18 protein-coding genes are annotated in these 18,614 nt (G+C 72.5%); 12 read left to right on the top strand and 6 right to left on the bottom strand.

All coding sequences use genetic code 11. From position 1 onward, the window contains the following. The first annotated feature begins 37 nt into the window (after positions 1-37). Positions 38-556 carry a GNAT family N-acetyltransferase gene (locus tag V6N00_RS04370; RefSeq protein WP_334230870.1) on the top strand — a complete coding sequence of 173 codons (519 nt, stop codon included), beginning with the start codon at positions 38-40 and terminating at the stop codon, positions 554-556. On the opposite strand, the gene V6N00_RS04365 is transcribed toward V6N00_RS04370, so the two are convergent. Further along, positions 553-834, bottom strand: coding sequence for a DUF6480 family protein (locus V6N00_RS04365; RefSeq protein ID WP_334230869.1), 282 nt, complete (start codon positions 832-834; stop codon positions 553-555). The genes V6N00_RS04370 and V6N00_RS04365 overlap by 4 nt on opposite strands. A gap of 90 nt (positions 835-924) precedes the next feature. Between V6N00_RS04365 and V6N00_RS04360 the strand changes: the two genes are divergently transcribed. The 3 genes from V6N00_RS04360 (at position 925) to V6N00_RS04350 (ending at position 4,458) form a co-directional block, all read left to right on the top strand. Then, complete coding sequence (locus V6N00_RS04360; protein WP_334230868.1) at positions 925-1,722, top strand: SDR family oxidoreductase; 798 nt, start codon at positions 925-927, stop codon at positions 1,720-1,722. A gap of 106 nt (positions 1,723-1,828) precedes the next feature. Further along, the gene (locus V6N00_RS04355) at positions 1,829-2,821 is read left to right on the top strand and encodes a DNA topoisomerase IB (protein WP_334230867.1); all 993 of its coding nucleotides are present in this window, start codon (positions 1,829-1,831) and stop codon (positions 2,819-2,821) included. Between the two features lie 116 nt (positions 2,822-2,937). Then, positions 2,938-4,458 (top strand): ArnT family glycosyltransferase, encoded by a 1,521-nt coding sequence (locus tag V6N00_RS04350; protein ID WP_334230866.1) that lies wholly within the window; start codon positions 2,938-2,940, stop codon positions 4,456-4,458. Here the strand turns inward: V6N00_RS04350 and V6N00_RS04345 are convergent, their stop codons facing one another. Next, positions 4,459-5,100 (bottom strand): endonuclease, encoded by a 642-nt coding sequence (locus V6N00_RS04345; RefSeq protein ID WP_334230865.1) that lies wholly within the window; start codon positions 5,098-5,100, stop codon positions 4,459-4,461. It lies immediately after the preceding gene. A gap of 89 nt (positions 5,101-5,189) precedes the next feature. Here V6N00_RS04345 and V6N00_RS04340 point away from each other — a divergent pair, with 89 nt between their 5' ends. After that, a complete protein-coding gene (locus tag V6N00_RS04340; protein ID WP_334230864.1) occupies positions 5,190-5,906 on the top strand; it encodes a lipoyl protein ligase domain-containing protein in 717 nt (238 codons plus the stop codon). A gap of 78 nt (positions 5,907-5,984) precedes the next feature. Further along, entirely contained in the window at positions 5,985-6,806 is an 822-nt protein-coding gene (locus V6N00_RS04335) for a thioesterase family protein (RefSeq protein WP_334231186.1), read from the top strand. Positions 6,807-6,849: 43 nt separating this feature from the next. Here the strand turns inward: V6N00_RS04335 and V6N00_RS04330 are convergent, their stop codons facing one another. The 3 genes from V6N00_RS04330 to V6N00_RS04320 form a co-directional block, all read right to left on the bottom strand. Beyond that, positions 6,850-7,491: an MBL fold metallo-hydrolase gene (locus V6N00_RS04330; protein ID WP_334230863.1), complete on the bottom strand. Its 642-nt coding sequence runs from the start codon at positions 7,489-7,491 to the stop codon at positions 6,850-6,852. Further along, positions 7,491-8,576: an S-(hydroxymethyl)mycothiol dehydrogenase gene (locus V6N00_RS04325; RefSeq protein ID WP_334230862.1), complete on the bottom strand. Its 1,086-nt coding sequence runs from the start codon at positions 8,574-8,576 to the stop codon at positions 7,491-7,493. Before V6N00_RS04325 ends, V6N00_RS04330 begins: the two co-directional genes overlap by 1 nt. Positions 8,577-8,738: 162 nt before the next feature. After that, positions 8,739-9,017 (bottom strand): mycoredoxin, encoded by a 279-nt coding sequence (locus V6N00_RS04320; RefSeq protein WP_334230861.1) that lies wholly within the window; start codon positions 9,015-9,017, stop codon positions 8,739-8,741. Positions 9,018-9,132: 115 nt separating this feature from the next. Between V6N00_RS04320 and V6N00_RS04315 the strand changes: the two genes are divergently transcribed. From V6N00_RS04315 to V6N00_RS04290, 6 genes are all read left to right on the top strand, one after another. Continuing rightward, positions 9,133-9,378, top strand: coding sequence for a DUF2630 family protein (locus tag V6N00_RS04315; RefSeq protein WP_334230860.1), 246 nt, complete (start codon positions 9,133-9,135; stop codon positions 9,376-9,378). 34 nt (positions 9,379-9,412) lie between these two features. Next, a complete protein-coding gene (locus V6N00_RS04310) occupies positions 9,413-9,904 on the top strand; it encodes an SRPBCC family protein (protein ID WP_334230859.1) in 492 nt (163 codons plus the stop codon). Positions 9,905-11,008: 1,104 nt separating this feature from the next. Further along, entirely contained in the window at positions 11,009-12,046 is a 1,038-nt protein-coding gene (locus V6N00_RS04305; RefSeq protein ID WP_334230858.1) for a hypothetical protein, read from the top strand. Then, positions 12,043-13,062 carry an HAD-IIA family hydrolase gene (locus V6N00_RS04300; protein WP_334230857.1) on the top strand — a complete coding sequence of 340 codons (1,020 nt, stop codon included), beginning with the start codon at positions 12,043-12,045 and terminating at the stop codon, positions 13,060-13,062. The genes V6N00_RS04305 and V6N00_RS04300 overlap by 4 nt, the downstream gene beginning before the upstream one ends. Before the next feature lie 376 nt (positions 13,063-13,438). Continuing rightward, positions 13,439-14,440: an ATP-binding cassette domain-containing protein gene (locus V6N00_RS04295; RefSeq protein ID WP_334230856.1), complete on the top strand. Its 1,002-nt coding sequence runs from the start codon at positions 13,439-13,441 to the stop codon at positions 14,438-14,440. Then, the gene (locus V6N00_RS04290; RefSeq protein ID WP_334230855.1) at positions 14,437-15,273 is read left to right on the top strand and encodes an ABC transporter permease; all 837 of its coding nucleotides are present in this window, start codon (positions 14,437-14,439) and stop codon (positions 15,271-15,273) included. The genes V6N00_RS04295 and V6N00_RS04290 overlap by 4 nt, the downstream gene beginning before the upstream one ends. Here V6N00_RS04290 and V6N00_RS04285 read toward each other — a convergent pair. Beyond that, on the bottom strand, positions 15,255-18,575 hold the full coding sequence (locus V6N00_RS04285; protein WP_334230854.1) for an ATP-binding protein: 3,321 nt from the start codon (positions 18,573-18,575) through the stop codon (positions 15,255-15,257). The two genes, V6N00_RS04290 and V6N00_RS04285, sit on opposite strands and share 19 nt — an antisense overlap. Between the last annotated feature and the right edge of the window lie 39 nt (positions 18,576-18,614).

Below are 18,614 nucleotides of genomic sequence, written 5' to 3'. Positions count from 1 at the left end.
AGCGCGAGCCGGGAGCGCCGCCCGCTACCGTGATCGGGTGTTCCCAGCAGAGACCGCGCGACTGCGCTTCCGTGAGATGACCGAGGCCGACCTGGACGCCATGGCGGCGCTCCTCAGCGACCCCGTCGTCATGACCTACTACCCGGCCCCGAAGACCCGCGACGAGGCGGCGGGCTGGATCGCCTGGAACCAGCGCAACTACGCCGAACACGGCTACGGGCTGTGGATCATCGAGACCCACGCCGGCGAGTTTCTCGGCGACTGCGGCTTGACCTGGCAGCGGGTCAACGACACCAGACGGCTGGAGGTCGGCTACCACGTCCGCGCCGACCGGCAGAGGCTCGGCTACGCCACCGAAGCCGCAGCGGCCTGCCGCGACCTCGCGCGGGACGTGCTGGGATCGCCTGAACTGGTGGCGATCATCGACCCGCGCAACACTGCTTCCCTCCGCGTCGCCGAGAAGATCGGCATGAGCCACGTCGACGACGACTCCACAGGCTCCGTTCCTCGACGCACCGTCATGGGCATGTCGTTCGCTGCCGATCTCGACCGCTAGAGGCGAAGCACTCCCGCGCCGAGAGGAAGAGCGACGCCGGTCATGGTGAACAGGCCGACGGCTTTACCGACGAAGAAGATGATGACGAGCACGACGACGATGGCGATCGCGACGATCCACAGCGCGTTGAACGCGCGGGGCGCCTTGCCGCGTTCCTCCTCGTGGCCGATGTCTTCGGCAATACTGCCCTCCGCAGGCGGGGTCTCACCCGGGGGGACGCCGCCGCCGGGCTCGAGACCGGTGACGCGCTCGTCCTCCGGGTCGGGGTTGCTGCTCATGCACCAACTCTTGCACGTTCGGCCGCTATTCGAAAGCATGCTTATGGGCTGCTGACCGGTGGCTCGATCCCGAGACTTCAGGAGCATGCCGTGGCCTTCACCCCGCGCCGAGCCATCGTCACCGGATCCGATTCCGGCATCGGACGCTCGACCGCCGTCGCCCTCGCCCACGCGGGCCTGGACGTCGGCATCACCTGGCACTCCGATCAGGACGGCGCCGAGGAGACCGCTCGAGCGGTCCGCGACGCCGGTCAGCAGGCCGCCGTCCGCCAGCTCGACACGAGCGACCTGCCCGGGTGCGGCGACGTCATCGACGCCCTCGCCGAGGACCTCGGCGGCCTCGACGTGTTCGTCAACAACTCCGGCACCGGCGACGGCACCCCCTTCCTCGACCTCGACCTCGACACGTGGCGGACCACCGTCGACACCAACCTCACCGGCGCCTTCGTCTGCCTGCAGCGTGCTGCGCGGCGGATGGTCGACGCCGGTGACGGCGGCCGGCTGATCGTCGTGACGAGCGTCCACGAGACCCAGCCCCGCGTCGGCGCCTCCGCGTACGACGTCTCCAAGCACGGGCTGGGCGGCCTGGTGAAGACCATGGCCCTCGAGCTCGGCCGTCATGACATCACCGTCAACGCCGTCGCGCCCGGCGAGATCGCGACCCCCATGAACGACGCCGAGGCCGAGGACGCATTCAAGGAGAAGCGGCCCGGCATCCCGCTCGGCCGGCCCGGAAGCCCGGACGAGATCGCCGCCGTCATCGCCTTCCTCGCGTCGTCGGCCGCCAGCTACGTGACCGGCGCGTCCTGGCCGGTCGACGGAGGCATGCTCCAGATGGGCCCACAGGCGGGCTCCCACCTCACGAGCGACGATTGGCGCGACGCCTGAGACACGGGTCCGGTCCTCTCGTTCGTCGAGAGACCGTGCCGTAGGCTGACCCCACAGCAAGCCTGCTGATGAACGGCGGGATGCGGCACGAACGACGGGAGGGCCGGTGGCCGGTACGCGGAGCGAGCGACTGAAGAGGGCCAGGACGAACGGCCCGGGATACATCCGCAAAGGCCGCGGCAAGGGCTTCGAGTACCTCGACTGGAACGGCAACAACGTCACCGACGAGACCCTCAAGGACCGGTTCGCCGCCCTCGCCGTCCCGCCCGCCTGGCACGACGTCTGGATCGCCCCGACCGAACGCGAGCACATCCAGGCCATCGGCACCGACGGCGCCGGCCGGCGCCAGTACATCTACCACGAGCGCTGGACCGGCCGGCGGTCCAGCGTCAAGTACGAGCGCTCCCTCGACCTCGGGTCGCGGATGTCCCGGGTGCGGCGTGCGGTCTCCCGCGACATCGCCCAGCGCGAGGACGAGCGCCTGCGGTGCCTCGCCGCCGCCGTCCGGCTCTTCGACTACGGATCGCTGCGGATCGGCGGAAAGAAGTACGCCCAGGACAACGGCTCCTATGGGGTGTCCACTCTGCTCGCCCGGCACGTCTCGGTCGACGGCGACACGATCCGGCTGCGGTTCACGGGCAAGTCCGGCAAGGAGTGGGACCTGCTGCTCGACGACGACCAGCTCGCCGACTTCGCCCGGGACCGGGGCGGCCAGGGCGGGAACAAGCGGTTCCTCTCCTACCGGGTCGGCCGCAAGCGCGTGGGTCTGACCAGCCAGGACATCAACCACTACATCGCCGACATCGCCGGCGGGGAGTTCACCGCCAAGGACTTCCGCACGTGGAAGGGCACCGTCACCGCCGCGATCAGCCTCGCCGAGGCGGGAGAGACGGTCGGCGCCGCCGCATCCGACAGCGCGAAAGCGCGGGCCATCTCCCGCGCCATGCGCGAGACCGCCGAGACCCTGCACAACACCCCGGCGATGGCCCGCAACAGCTACGTGGATCCGCGCGTCGTCAACCGCTTCCGACGGGGCCGGGTGATCAAGACCGGCGTCAGTCCGGACCGCGCGACGGTCAAACTGCTCAGCTCCCGCTGAGGACGCGCTCGGCGAGGTGGTCTCGTCCGGCACGCCCGCGCACGCATCTCGCCGGAGTCCACGCTCTTTCAGCACCCGGACGGAAGTCGTCCGCAGTGCGACCCTAGGCTGAGCGCGTGAGCTCGGATGCCTCGTCGGGGGCCGAGGGCCGGCGGTTGGCGCCGGCCGGGGTCGGCCAGGAGGGAGTGCCTGCGCCGCGGCACCCCTTCGCGCTCCGGGACTTCGCTGCAGCGGTCCTGGTGCTCGTCGTCGTGCTGGCCGTCCTGGCCCCGTGGTACGGCTACCACCGGGACGAGCTCTACTTCCGGATGCTTCCGCTCGACTGGGGATACACCGACCAGCCGCCGCTGACGCCGCTGCTGGCCCACGCCGCGGTCCACTTGCTCGGTGACAGTGTGGTCGCGTTGAGGGTCGTCCCGTTGCTCTGCGCTGCCGGCTCTCTGTTCCTCCTGGCACTCATCACGCGGGAGGTCGGCGGCGACCGTCGCGCTCAACGGTTCACCGCGTGGGCCATGGCCGGGGCGACCCTGACGCTGCTGTTCGGCCACGTGCTCCTCACCGCGTCGCTCGACCTGGTGGTGTGGCCGGCCGCCCTGTTGTTCGCGTTCCGTGCGGTGCTGCGGATGGACGGCCGGTGGTGGGTGGCCGCGGGCGCGGTGATCGGGGCGAGCACGCTCAACAAGGTGCTCGTGGTGGTGCTCATGGCCGGGATCGCCGCCGGTCTGGCCGTCGTCGGGCCGCGCCGCTGGTTCGCGTGCCGCTGGATGTGGGCCGGGGTGGCGCTCGCGGGCGTACTGGCCATTCCGACCGTCGTGTACCAGATCGCTCACGGCTGGCCCCAGCTGGCGATGGGAGCAGCCCTCAGCCAGCACAACGGCGCCCAGGTGAGGATCCTGATGTGGCCGATGCTCGTCCTGCTCGTCGGGCCGGTCCTGGCCGCGGTCTGGATACTCGGCCTCGTCGGGCTGTTCCGGCGCCCCGGCTGGCGGCAGTTGCGGTGGTTCGGCGTCACCGTGGCCGTCGTCGTGGCCTTCGTCTTCATCGGCGGCACCCAGTACTACTACACGGCGGGGGTGCTGGCGACGCTCGTGGCGATCGGCGCCGTCCCGGTGACGGCATGGGCGCGCACCCGCGGACGCCGCTGGCTGGTCGCCGGGCTACTCGTCGTCAACGCGGTCGGCTGTGCGCTGACCTCGTTACCACTGCTGCCGATGCAGGTGTTCGGTGCGACGGGCCTCGCCGCGATCAACACGGCCGCCGGGGACCAGGTGGGCTGGGAGACCTACGCGGCGCAGGTGTCGGCGGCCTCGGCGGCGACTCACGCTGATGCCGTCATCGCCTCCAACTACGGCGAAGCCGGTGCCTTGAATCGCTTCGGGCGCGACCTTCCTCCGGTCGTCAGCGGCCACAACGCCTTGGGAGACGACGGTGGTCCGCCCGCCGGGGCTGACACCGTGGTCATCGTCGGCTCGCAGGGACGGCGCGTGGCGAATCTCTTCGCCTCGTGCACCCAGATCGCCACGCTCGACAACAGGGTCGGCGTGAAGAACGAGGAACAGGGCCAACCGATCACCGCCTGTCGTGGACCCGTCGCCCCCTGGGATCGATTGTGGGATCGGTTCCGGCACCTCAGCTGATCAGCTCTCGCTGAGGACACGCTCGGCGAGGCCGTCGTCGAGCGCCACCCGGACGCACGCCGCCACCAGCGCCGGCAGATCCTCCGCGGACACGAGCGCGGCGAGAGCCTTCTCGTCCGTCGGCAGTCCCAGCTTCGCCGCCCCGTCGGCGACGCGGCGGTCCGCGAACGGCGCCAGCACCGGCCAGACGCCCTGGGCCTCCCGGCAGAAGATGGCCGCACCGGTCGGCCCGATGCCGGGGAACTCCCGCAGCGAGGCCTGAACGCCGGCGGCGTCTCCGGCCTCGTCCCGCAACCGCCGCAGGTCCCCGTGCCACCGCTCCAGGAGCAGGTCGGCGCCCTCGGCGAGCCGGGTGGCCCTGCCCTCGTCGTAGCGGCGGTAGTGCGCCCGGCCGAGGGCATCCACGCGCTGCTGCCACGTGGAGTCCCGCAGTCGCTCGGGGGTGGTCCACCCGGCGTCGAACAGTTCGCGGGCCGCGGCCACCGCGATGTCCGCCTTGATCCGGGTCGACAGCAGCGTGACCAGCACGAGCAGCTGGTACAGCGGCGCCGGGGCGTCCTTCAGGGTGATCCCGGCGTCCTCGGCGAACGTGGTGCCGCAGGCGTCCAGGAGTGCATCGACGGTTCTCGCGTGGCTGGTCATGGCCCCATGATGACGCGCCGCCCGCGGCCGGTGACAGGGGCCGTGGCATCCTGTGGATATGTGCGCTGACAGGCGAGGGGAGGCATGGCGTGGCTGACGGGTTGTTCACCGAGCACCTCGAGGTCGTCGTCCAGGACACGTCGTTCGGCGCGCAGCCGGATCTCGACTACGCCCTGCACCTGCTCGCGGCCGCCCGGGAGGGCGCCGTCGCCCCCACCGTGCGCATCTACCGGCCCCGGCCGACCGCTGCCTTCGGTCAGCGCGACGTGCGCCTGCACGGCTACGTCGCCGCCACGGCCCGGTGCCGCGACGCCGGATACACCCCGACCGTGCGCAAGTCCGGCGGCCGGGTGGCGATCTACGACGAGGGTGCCGTCATCATCGACCACGTGCAGCCTCATCCGGACCCGATCGTCGGCTCCCAGACGCGCTACCAGGAGTTCTCCGCCGTGATCGCCGACGCCCTCGAGCGCGCCGGTGTGAGCACGGGCATCGGCGAACTGCCGGGGGAGTACTGCCCGGGTGAGCACAGCGTGTTCGGCACCGACGGCGTGCACCGGGCGAAGCTGGTGGGCGTCGCCCAGCGGGTGATCGCGGGCGCCTGGTTGATCAGCGCCGTCGTCAGCGTCCGGGACACCGCCTCCCTGCGCACCCTCATCACGGACGTGTACGGCGATCTCGAGCTGCCGCTCGATGCCGACACCATCGGGTCGGCGAGTGACTTCGCGCCGGCGCTCACCGCGGACTCGTTCATCGAGCACCTGGTGTGGGCCTACGGTCGACGGGCCAACCTGACGGTGCGCTGAGCGGACCGCGCAGAGGATGCAGCTGTGCTTGATAGCGTGGCGGGCGTGACCCACCCCACCACCGAGGAGCGCGCCGCCGTGCCCGCCGACGACAGCACCGACAAGCCCGTCAGCTACTACCGCGATCTCGGCGACGGGAGGTGGGAGTCGACCCGCGCCGTCCAGGGTGCCTGGAACGAGCACGAACAGCACATGGCGCCGGTCACCGGCCTGCTCACCCGCGCGCTGCTGCGACACGAGGCGCGCCCCGGCCTGCGGCTCGCGCGGATCGGCTGCGAGATCCTCGGGCTGATCCCGGCCGGCGAGTTCACCATCGAGACCACGACGGTGCGTCCCGGCCGCACGATCGAGCTCGTGCAGGCCGAGATGATCGCGAACGGCCGCCCCGTCGTCCGGGCCACCGGCTGGCGGCTCGCGACCACCGACTCGACGCCCGTCACCGGCCTGACCGTCGACCCGCTGCCGGGCCCGGACCAGGCCGAGCCGTACCCGATGACTGAGAAGTGGGGCGGCGGCTTCATCGAATCGCTCACCGGCCGCGTGCTGCCGGACCACCAGCCGGGACGCGGCCGCGTGTGGCTGACGACGGACCTGCCGCTGGTGGAGGGCGAGAAGACCGGCGCGCTCGAGCACCTGATGGGGATGGCCGACGCCGCGAACGGCGTCGCCACCCGCGTCCACCCCGCCGGTGGTTGGATCTTCCCCAACGTCGACCTGCAGCTGCACCTGCTGCGTGAGCCGGTCGGCGCGTGGCTCGGCCTCGACGTGTCGGTCGACTTCGGGCCCGACGGCGTCGGGATCACCTCCACCGTCCTGCACGACGAGATCGGCCCGTTCGGCCGGTCCCTGCAGATCCTCACGCTCCGGGAGATGCCCGGCACGCAGCAGCCGACCCCCTGAAGGGCCGGCCGCTCAAGCACGCGGCGGACCGGCAGACCCGGGCTCAGTGGCCCCGGTCGATCCATTCCTGCCGGTGGGGCGCCTCGTCCCCGATCGTCGTCGCCGGGCCGTGACCGGTCAGCACCCGGGTGTCGGCGGGCAGCGTCAGCAGGCGGTTGGTGATCGAGTCGACGATGGTGCCGAAGTCGCTGTACGAGCGGCCTGTCGCGCCCGGGCCGCCCTGGAACAGCGTGTCCCCGCTGAACAGCGTGGCGTTGTCCTCCCAGGAGAAGCAGGTGGAGCCGGGGGAGTGGCCGGGCGTGTGGATCGCTTCCAGGGTCGCGCCGGCGACGGTGAATCGCTGGCCGTCCTCAATCGCGTGGTCCGGGGCGGCGTCGTCGAACGTCTGGTCCCACAGCACCCGGTCGTTCGCGTTCAGGTACACCGGGGCGTCCAGTCGGGCCTTGACGTCGGCGACCTGGCCGATGTGGTCGTCGTGCCCGTGCGTGAGCAGGATGGCCGTGACGGTACGGCCGCCCACCGCCTTCTCGACGGCGTCGGCGTCGTGCGCCGGGTCGATGACGATGCACTCGGCGTCGTCCCCGATCACGTAGACGTTGTTGTCCACGTCCCAGGTGCCGCCGTCGAGCGAGAAGGTGCCGCTCGTGACGAGGGTGTCGATCCGGGTGGGCCCGTTGCCCGCCATCAGAGCTCGACCACCGAGCGCAGCACCGTGCCGGCGTGCATCTTCTCGAACGCGGCCTCGATGTCGTCGAGGCCGATCCGCTCGGTGACGAAGGCGTCGAGGGGGAGGCGGCCGAGCTTGTACTGGTCGACCAGCATGGGGAAGTCACGCGAGGGCAGGCAGTCGCCGTACCAGGAGGACTTCAGGGAGCCGCCGCGGCCGAACACGTCCAGCAGGGGCAGTTCGAGGGTCATCTCCGGCGTCGGGACACCGACGAGAACGACGCGGCCTGCCAGGTCGCGTGCGTAGAAGGCCTGCCGGTAGGTCTCCGGCCGGCCGACGGCCTCGATGACGACGTCGGCGCCGAACCCGCCGGTCAGCTCGCGGATCGCTTCGACGGGGTCGGAGGCGGAGGAGTCGACGGTGTGGGTCGCGCCGAGCTCCTGGGCCCGGGCGAGCTTCTGCTGGTCGATGTCGACGGCGATGATCGTCGTCGCGCCCGCCAGCTTCGCCCCGGCGATCGCGGCGCAGCCGACCCCGCCGCAGCCGATGACGGCGACGGACTCGCCGCGCTGCACGGCGCCGGTGTTGATGGCGGCACCGATGCCGGCCATGATGCCGCACCCGAGCAGGCCCACGGCGGCGGCGTCGGACTCCTCGTCGATCTTCGTGCACTGGCCGGCGGCGACGAGGGTCTTCTCGATGAAGGCGCCGATGCCCAGAGCGGGAGACAGCTCGGTGCCGTCCTCGAGGGTCATCTTCTGGGTGGCGTTGTGCGTGTTGAAGCAGTACTGCGGCTGGCCCTTGCGGCAGGCACGACACTCGCCGCAGACGGCGCGCCAGTTCAGGATCACCCGGTCGCCGACGGCGACCTCGGTGACGCCTTCGCCGACTGCGCTCACCCGGCCGGTCGCCTCGTGGCCGAGGAGGAAGGGGTAGTCGTCGCTGATGCCGCCGAGCTTGTAGTGCAGGTCGGTGTGGCAGACCCCGCAGGTGATGATGTCGACGAGCGCCTCACCCGGCCCGGGATCGGGGACGAGGACGGTCTCGAGGGAGACCGGTTCGTTCTTGCCCGTGACGACGATGCCCTTGACCCGGTGAACCATGCTGTGACCTTCCGACGGCGGCGTGTGTCCGTGCGGTCGCAGCCGGTCGGGCCGCCGCCGCACGGGATGTCAGCGGGATCGGGATCCCGCCGCCATCCTACGGAGGCGGCCACCGGCCGGGGCAAGGCGGGACCGGTTCGTGTCGACCGGTCGTCGCGGTGTCTACAGGCCCAGACGGGCCTTGACCTCCTTGGCGGAGGGGTTCGTCGCGTTGGAGCCGTCCGGGAAGATGACGGTCGGCACGGTCTGGTTGCCGTTGTTGATCGCCTCGACGAGGTCGGCGGTGCCGGGGGTCTCCTCGATGTTGATCTCGGTGAAGCCGATGCCGTCGGCGGCCAGCTGCGTCTTCAGGCGGCGGCAGTAGCCGCACCACGACGTCGAGAACATGGTGATCGACCCGTCGGCGGGGGTGTACTCGGTGATGTCGGCGGTCTGCGCCATGGGTCGTCCTCTCGTGGAAGCGGTTGTCATCGGCACAACGGGGCGGCGCGGGCGGGCATTCCCGGGCGTTGGCTGCCGGAAGCCGACTGTCGCTGCCCGGTGCTAGATTCGCAGCATGGCCGAGCAGAGCAGCAACGCGTCGATCAATTCGTCCATCAACGACCTGATCGCGGAGGAGCACGAGCTCCGCAACAACCCCGACAAGTCCGACGAGAACCGCCAGCGCCTGCGGTCGGTCGAGGCGGAACTGGACCAGTGCTGGGACCTGCTCCGGCAGCGGCGCAGCAAGTCCGAGTTCGGCGACAACCCCGACGAGGCGCACGTCCGTCCGGCCGCCGAGGTGGAGAACTACCGCAACTGACACCGCCGGGAGTTCGTCGACGGGAGGTGGCCGCATGCCCGAGGAGCCGAGCGTCTTCTCGCCGTTCTCGCACGCCGCCCCGGCTGTGGAGCCCGCGGCCGCGCCGCAGTCCCACGGCCCGCTCGTGCTGACCGCGACGGTCGGCGCCCCGCCGGAGGCCGCGTTCCGGGCGCTCACCGACAGCGTCCATCTGTGGTGGCCGCTGTCCGAGGTGAGCACCTGGGGTGAGGACGCGTTCCTCGAGTTCGAGGGCGACTCCCTCGTCGAGACCGGACCACGGAACGAGACGGCCCTCTGGGCGCAGGCACGCGGCTGGCAGCAGGACCGCTGGGTGGAACTCGAGTGGTCTCCCGACGCGCCGGTGCTGCAGGCCTCGACCGTCCTGGTCGAACTCGGCGAAGCGACCGACGGCGCCCCCGGGACGACCGCGACCTGGCGGATCGACGACGCGCAGCCGCGTGAGACGTGGTCCGACGCCTTCGAGCGGTTCGTGCGCTTCCTCGGCGGCCGATCCGACCTCGACTAGACTCGAGTGTCGATGTCGGCGCCCGGGCCCTTCCCGCGCAGCCGCCGACCACATCATGCAGAGGGAGAGCGGTCCGCCGACGCGGTGCGCCGGTACGAAGGATGGAGCACACAGATGGCTGACGGCACAGGCGACGAGCGGCGAGGCCCGCGACGCGGACCGGGTGGGTCCGGCCGACCGGGCGACTCGCGCGGCGGCAGCGGTGCCAACCGGGGTGGCTCCTGGCGCGACCGGCCGCGCAGGGACGACCGTGCCGGTGGCGGGGACCGGCCCCGTCGGCCCTGGGAGGACCGGTCCGGCAGCGACCGTCCCCGTCGCGATGACCAGTCCGGTGGCGGGGACCGTCCGCGTCGTCCGTGGGAGGACCGGTCCGGCAACGATCGGCCCCGTCGCGACGACCGTGGCGGGAGCGATCGGCCCCGTCGTGACGACCGCGGCGGGAGCGATCGGCCTCGTCGTCCGTGGGAGGACCGGTCCGGCAACGATCGGCCCCGTCGTGACGACCGTGGCGGGAGCGATCGGCCTCGTCGTCCGTGGGAGGACCGGTCCGGCAACGATCGGCCCCGTCGTGACGACCGCGCCGGTGGCGATCGGCCGCGTCGGCAGTGGGAGGACCGCCCCCGTCGTGACGACCAGTCCGGCAGCGATCGGCCGCGCCATCCGCGGGAGGACCGTCCGCACCGTCAGTGGGAGGACCGTCCGCGCCGCGATGATCGGGACCGCAACGATCGGCCGCGCCACGACGATCGTTCTGGTAACGACCGGCCTCGCCGCCAGTGGGAGGATCGGCCGCGTCAGGACGATCAGTCCGGTAGGGACCGTCCGCGTCGCCGGTGGGAGGACCGTCCCCGACGGGATGAGCGCGCTGGCAACGATCGGCCCCGCCGTCAGTGGGAAGACCGCCCGCGCCGCGATGATCGGGACCGCACCGATCGGCCCCGCCGCGACGACCGTGCCGGCGGTGACCGGCCGCGTCGTCAGTGGGAGGACCGTCCGCGTCAGGACGATCGCGACCGCGCCGAGCGTGAGCAGCAGGCCCCGCACCACGACCTGCGCCGGTCCAACCGGCCCGATCGCCCGAAGTCCCCGGACATCGACGAGGACGTGACCGGCAGCGAGCTCGACAAGTCCGTCCGTGCGCAACTGCGCACCCTGGAATCGAAGAACGCGGAATGGGTCGCCAAGCACCTGGTCATGGCCGGGCGTTACCTCGACATCGACCCCGAGCTCGCGTTCGAGCACGCCCTAGCGGCGAGCCGCCGGGGTGGCCGGATCGGTGCCGTGCGCGAGGCCGTCGGCATCACCGCGTACGAGGCCGGCGACTTCGCCGAGGCCCTGCGCGAGTTTCGCACCTTCCGCCGCATCAGCGGGTCGAACGAGTACCTGGCGCTCATGGCCGACTGCGAGCGTGGCCTCGGGCGGCCGCAGAAGGCGATCGAACTCGCCGGCAGCGTCGACCTCGAGACGCTCGACGCCCCCACCCGTGTCGAACTGGCGATGGTCGTCTCCGGCGCCCACGCGGATCTCGGCCATTCGGAGGAGTCCCTGAGCGCCCTCGAGGTCCCGCAGTTGGACATCAATCGTGCCTTCTCGTGGAGCCCGCGGTTGTTCCTCGCCTACGCCGACGCGCTCGACGCCGTCGGCCGCACCGGCGAGTCCGAGCGCTGGCGCGTGCAGTCGGAGCGGGCCGAACAGGCCCTCGGCGTGGGTGACTTCGCCGAGCCCGACATCATCGATCTCGGCGACGACGAGGACGAGCGCCCGTCCCGTGGTCGACGCGACGACGAGCGGGCGGACCGTGAGCCGGAGTCAGACATCGACACGGACAACGCTGCTCCCGCGTCGGACGCTGACGCTGCCGAGCCCGACGACGAGACCGAACTGGACGACGGCATCGAGTCGGGCGACGACGATGAGCTGGACACCGACACGGACAACGCTGCTCCCGCGTCGGAGGCTGACGCTGCCGAGCCGGACGACGAGACGGAGTCGGAGTCCGTCCAGGTGACGGATGACGCGCCGCCGCTGGACATCGACACCGACAACGCTGCTCCCGCGTCGAAGGCTGACGCTGCCGAGCCGGACGACGAGACGGAAGCGAAGCCCGCTCGGTCGGCGGACGACGCCGGACCCACCGCGTGAGCGGTGACCGCCCGGGCGGCGAATCTCGTGACGCGGACGGGAACGGTCGGCTGATCGACCGCTTCGACGGGCTGCTCTGCGACCTCGACGGCGTCGTGTACGCGGGGCCGGGCGCCATCCCGCACGCCGTCGAATCGCTGAACAAGGTGGTCGAGGCCGGGCTGGCGGTCGGGTACGTCACCAACAACGCCTCGCGTTCGCCGGCCGACGTGGCCGCCCACCTCGTCGAGCTCGGCGCCCCGGCGAGCGAACGGACCGTCGTCACGTCGGCCCAGGCCGGGGCGCGGCTGCTCGCGGAGAAGCTCACGCCGGGCGACGCCGTGCTCATCACCGGTAGCGACTACCTGGCCGCGGAGGTCCGGCGAGTGGGCCTGACTCCCGTCACGTCCGCCACGGACGAGCCGCGCGCCGTCATCCAGGGCTTCGACCCGTCGATCGGGTGGGTCCACCTGGCCGAGGCGGGCTACGCGATCAACGCGGGTGCGCTGTGGGTCGCGACCAACACCGACGCGACCATCCCGCGGGACCGCGGCATCGCCCCCGGCAACGGCACGCTCGTCGGGGCCGTGCGTGCGGCCGTGTCGGTCGATCCGCTGGTCGCCGGCAAGCCCGAGGCGCCGCTGTTCCGTGCGGCCGCCGCGGAGCTGGACATCACCGAGCCGCTGGTGATCGGGGATCGGCTCGACACCGACGTCCTCGGCGGCAACAACGCGGGCCTCACGTCGGCGCTCGTGCTGACCGGGGTCGACTCGGTGCACACCGCGATCGCCGCCGTCCCCGGCCAGCGGCCGGACCTGCTGCTCGCGGACCTGCGCGACCTGTTCACCGCCGTGCCCGAGGCCCGGCCGGACGACGACGGGTTCCGCTGCAGCGACGCTCACGCCCGGGTCGACGGGGACTCGGTGCGTGTCGAGGGCGCCGGCGAGGACGACCTCGACGGTTGGCGCGCCGCGTGCGCCGCCTGGTGGGCCGCCCATCCTGACGACGCCGCGACCCCGCGCGTCACGTTCGGCTGAACCGGCCGCGAGTTCGGCCGACGCGGTTGCGCGCCGGGGGCTACCGAGGAGCGCGTCGCTGTCGTGAGTGCGGCCTGCCTCAGAGGCGGTGCCTGGAGATCGATGTCGGCATCGACCACTGCATTCGGTCCCGGGACACGCCGACGGCAACGGGGATACAACGCCCGGTCCCGACTGACACCAGCGTGTCGTGGGACGGGGTGCGGCGGCAGCGCTGGCTGTGTGCCCGGTCCCGGCGAGCGCCGGCGTGTCGTGGGACGGGGTGGATGCCGTCCTGCAACCGGCCCTGAAACCGCACTGAACCCGAAGTGAAACCGGTGGGCGGAACGGTGGTTGTCGTGGCGATCGCCACGATCACCCACCGAAGGGAACCACCATGACCGAGAACGCTGTCGAGGCCAGCGGCCTCATCAAGCGATTCGGGGCGAACACCGCCGTGGACGGCATCGACCTGACGGTCGAGCAGGGCCAGGTGTTCGGCGTCCTCGGACCCAACGGCGCCGGCAAGACCACGACCATCCGCATGCTCGCGACGCTGCTGCCCATCGACGGCGGCCGCGCGAGCATCCTCGGCCACGACGTCGCCCGCGACCCGCACGCCGTCCGCGGCCTCATCGGCCTCACCGGCCAGTACGCGTCGGTCGACGAGGAACTGACCGCCCGCGAGAACCTCACCATCTTCGGCCGGCTGCTCGGCCTCAGCGGTCGGGCGGCCACCGCCCGGGCCAACACGCTGCTCGAGCAGTTCGCCCTCACCGAGGCCGCGACCCGGCCGCTGCGCCAGTTCTCCGGCGGCATGCGCCGCCGTCTCGATCTGGCCGCCAGCCTCATCGCGCAGCCGCCGCTGATCTTCCTCGACGAGCCGACCACCGGCCTGGACCCGCGCACCCGCGGCCAGATGTGGGACACCATCCGGGAACTCGTCCGCGGCGGCTCGACCATCCTGCTGACGACGCAGTACCTCGACGAGGCGGACCAGCTCGCGGACCGCATCGCCGTCATCGACCAGGGCCGCAAGGTCGCCGAGGGCACCCCCGACGACCTGAAATCCAGCGTCGGCTCGGCGTCGCTCTCCCTGCGCCTGACCGACGCGGCCCGGCTCGCCGCCGCCGCCGTCCTCGTCGAACGTCAACTCGGCGTCGCCCCGGCGCTCACCCCCGAGGCGTCGCGGCTCGTCGCACCTCTCGCCAGCACCGGGCGCACCGTGGACGTGCTCACCGGCCTGCGCGACGCGGGCATCGATGTCGCCGAGGTCGCCGTCCACAAGCCCAGCCTGGACGAGGTGTTCCTCGCCCTCACCGCCGATCCCACCGCTGATCGCCGCCCCGCTCCGGCCGCCGGCGACCAGCACGCACCCGAGATGGAGCCCGCCCGATGAGCACCACGACCGCCACCCTCGACCCCACCCGCGACGCGCCCCGGCCGGTGGCCGTGGCCGCACCCCCGGTCTCCCTGCGCCGCTCCGTCGAACAGACGTTCACCATGGCGCACCGCTCGCTGATCAAGATCCTCCGCAAGCCGGAGGAGATGTTCGACGTCGTCCTGCAGCCGATCCTCTTCACCATCATGTTCACGTTCATCTTCGGCGGCGCGGTGGCCGGATCGATCGGCTCGTACCTGCCGATGATCATCCCCGGGATCCTCGCGCAGACCATGATCAGCGCCTGCATGAGCGTCGGCACCGGCATCCGCGAGGACATGGAGAAGGGCGTGTTCGACCGGTTCCGATCCCTGCCGATGTCCCGGCTCGCGCCGCTGGCCGGCCCGATGATCGCCGACCTGATCCGCTACCTGATCGCCACGGTCCTGACCTTCACCGTCGGCTTCGTCCTCGGCTACCGCCCGGCCGGCGGCGCACTCGGCGTGATCGCCGCCGGGCTCCTCGTCATCGTCAGCGCGTGGGCCCTGTCCTGGATCTTCGTGTTCCTCGGCACCGTCGCCCGCAGCGCGCGTGCCGTGCAGGCCATCGGCATGATGATCCTGTTCCCGCTCACGTTCCTCTCGAACGCGTTCGTCTCGCCGGACACGATGCCGGGCTGGCTGCGGGCCTTCGTCCAGGTCAACCCGGTGTCGCACCTCGTCTCGGCGGTCCGCGACCTGTGCAACGGCGGGGGACTGACCATCGAGGTGTTCTGGACGGCCGTGTGCCTCGCCGTGGTCGTGGCGATCTTCGCTCCGCTCGCGCTCTGGGGTTACCGGCGCCGCACCTGAGCGGCGTTGCCCGCTGAGGGCGCCGGGGCCGTCAGCGGCTCGAGCACCTCGGCGAGCACCTGGCGGCACCGGTCCAGCAGCTCCTCCTCGCCGGCCTCGGCCAGGTCGGCGACCGCGGCGTCGAACGCCTCAGCGGCGTCGGCTCGCGCCTCCGCCAGTACCGGGTCGAGGCGCATCGACGGGTAGGTGCGGTTGTAGTCCAGCCGCAGGGCGACGGCGAGCAGACGGGCACCGGCCCGGCTGCTCGCCTCGGCGTCGTCGCCGCCCCGGGTGCGCCCGGCGGCGATCAGCCAGGAGGCGATCGCGAAGACGAGGGACCCGTACTGGGGCCGGTCGAGGAACGGCAGCGCCGCGCGGCTGACCGAGAGCAGCCAGCGGCTCGCCTCGGCGACGACGTCGTCCCCGGTCAGAGGCCGCTGGTGGCGGGCGAGGATGGCCAGGTCCAGGGCCATCGCGGAGCCGTACCAGACGTTGGGCCGGTCGACGCTCGCGAAGAAGGCGTCCTGTTCCCGCGCGTCGACGGCGAGTTCGCGCAGCAGCCGGTCGGCGTCGTCGACCCGTCCCTCCGCCGCCGCGATCTCGGCCGCGGACGTGGCCGCGACGAGCCGGAAGGGCCCGGCACCACCCGAGGGCTGCGGCGGGACCCGTTCGACGACGTCGAGATGGGCCCGCGCCCCCGTCAGGTCGCCGCGGGCCATGGCCGCCATGAGGCAGATCGCGTGAGCCTGCACGAGGTTCTCGGCCGACCCGAGGGAACCGATCTGCGGCAGCAGGGGCTCGACCCAGCGCCGGGCGCTCTCGCCGTCGGCCCGCCCGAGGTGCAGCTCGCCGATCCGCAGGAGGACCCCGGCACGCAGCCACGGCGTGACGTCGTCGAGCAGCGGCACGAGGGCGGTCAGGTCGGCGATGGCGTCGCCGACGCGGCCCTGATTCTCCGTGAGGAAGGCACCGAGGAACACGGTGACGACCCGTTCGGTGATGCCCGCACCCGGCCCGGCGACGAGCGGCTCCCCGCGGGTCACGGTGCGGACGAGCGCGGGGAAGTGGCAGGCCAGGGCGCGCAACGCGTGGACCTCGTCCGGCTCGTCGTCCCCGCCGCCGGGCGGCCGGTGCCTCGCCGCGGTGTCCAGCAGTCGCCGTAGCGCTCGGATGTTCAGTGCCCGCGGCCGGGCCGAGCGAGACCCGCCCGGGGTTTCCCGGGTGTAGACGACGAGCACGCTCAGGGTGTCGGCCACCGCCGCGAACTCGGTGTCCGCCGTCGGGGTGCCGCTCCGCATCAGCCGGTCGGCCTCCCGCCGTGCCAACTCACCGAGCGGGGCGGCCAGTGCGGTCAGCGTGGCCTCGTCGTCCATCAGCCCCCACGCGAATCCCAGCGCCGCGGCGATGCGCAGGGCGCGAGGATCGCCGTCGTCAACGGCCAGCCGCAGCCCCCGTGCGAGGTTCTCCGCGTCGGCGGCCGTGCGGGCCAGCGCGGCCGGTTGCTCCGGCCCGTGCAGGGCGAGTCGCTCGGCGGAGCAGCGGTCGGCTACCCACGCGATGAGGCGGTCCCCGACGGCGGCAGGATCGGTCTGGCGGGACGAGGCGAACTCGCGGACGGTCTCGAGCATCCGGTACCGCACGCCCGGGACCGGCAGCACGGCGACGTGGGCAGCCCGGCCCCCGTCGAGGACGGTGAGCAGGGACTGGTCGACGAGCGCGTCCAGCAGGTCCTCGACGTTGGTCCCGGCGGGCGCGGGGGTCCCGACGAGCACCGCGGCCGCCGCGTCGGGCCCGAACGCGTCCGGGAAGGCGGTCAGCGCCGCGAGGGCGTTCCGCTCGTCGGCCGCGAGCAGGTCCCAGCTCCACGCGATGACCGCCTCGAGGGTGCGGTGCCGGTCCGGACGGTCCCGGTCCCGGCCGCGCAGCAGCGCGAGGCGATCGTCGAGCCGCGCGGCGATGTCGGCAACCGTCAGGGTGCGCACGCGCGACGCGGCGAGCTCGATGGCCAGCGGCAGGCCGTCGAGCCGGGCGCACACCGCGGCGACGGCGTCGGCGTCGAGCACGGCGTCCGGTCGCACCGCCCGCGCCCGCCGGGAGAACAGGTCGACGGACTCGGCGAGCGTGAGCTGGCGCGGCGAGAACACGGCTTCCGCGCCGATCCGCAGGGGAGAGCGGCTCGTGGCGAGCACGGTCACCCGGCGACACGTGGCCACGATCGCGGCGGTCAGGTCCGCGACGGCGTCGACGATCTGCTCGCAGTTGTCCAGGATCAGCACGGCGCGGGAGTCCCGCAGCCGGTCCTGGATCACCTGGCGTGGGGTCAGGGGTACGCGGGGGCCGCTCGTGACGGTGGCCCGGCCGGCGCCGCCGAGCTGCCCGGCCAGGTAGGCGTCCAGGTCGTCGCCGTCGGTGACGGTGACGAGTTCGACGTAGATGACGGTGGCCGTCGTCAGCCGATCGGCGACGGCGAGGGCGAGCGTCGTCTTGCCGAGGCCCCCGGGCCCGACGATCGTGGTCACGCGGCTGCTGCGGGTCAGGGCGACGACGGCGTCGATGGCCTCGTCCCGGCCGACGAGTCCGGTGGCGCTGGCCGGCGTCGTCCCCGCGCTCTGCCCGGCGAGCAGGTCCGCGTACACCGCCGAGAGGTCCGTCCCCGGGTCGGTGCCGAGGGTGTCCCGCAGCCGTCGCCGGTATCGCTCGAACCGGGCCAGGGCGGCGGCGGTGCCGGTCACGGCCGCCTCGGCCCGCACCAGCCGGACGAGCAGGGCCTCGTCATCCGGCGCGGCGACCGCCTGCCGTTCCAGCTCCGGCAGTGCCTCCGCCCACCGGCCGAGGTCGGTCAGGGCCACGGCCCGGGCACGGGCGGCACGGCGTCGGGCCGACAACGCAGCACCGGCAATCTCGGCGGGGATCGTGTCCGCGGGCTGGGTGGTGTCGGTGTCGGCGGGTAGGCGCAGCACCCGGTCGGCCGCCTCGAGGGCGGCGTCCGGGTGGCCCCGGCGCAGCGCGTCCTCGGCGGCGTCGGCGTCCGCCAGCGCGGCGCGCAGGTCGACGTCGTCGGCGCCGGAGAGCCGGTAGCCGTCCGGGGTGGTGGCGATCGCGTCCGCGCCCCACTGCGCGCGGATGCGGGACACGACGACCTGGACCGCCTTGGCGGGATGGGCCGGCGGCGCGCTCTCGGCCCAGAGACCGTCCACGAGGGCGGCGACGGTCATGGCGCCGGAAGGGGAGAGGGCCAGCCGCCGGACGAGGTCGCGGGCGCGGGTGCCGGTCAGCGGCGTCCCGTCGCGGGCGACGTCCTCGACGACGGTGATCCGGTGCACGGCTCCACGGTAACGGTCGGGCGAGGCCCCGGCGGGCTG

Source organism: Tersicoccus mangrovi (genome assembly GCF_036881825.1).
GTDB lineage: Bacteria > Actinomycetota > Actinomycetes > Actinomycetales > Micrococcaceae > Tersicoccus > Tersicoccus mangrovi.
The sequence above is the reverse complement of the archived record's forward strand: the minus strand, read 5'-3'. Positions and strand labels throughout refer to the sequence as shown.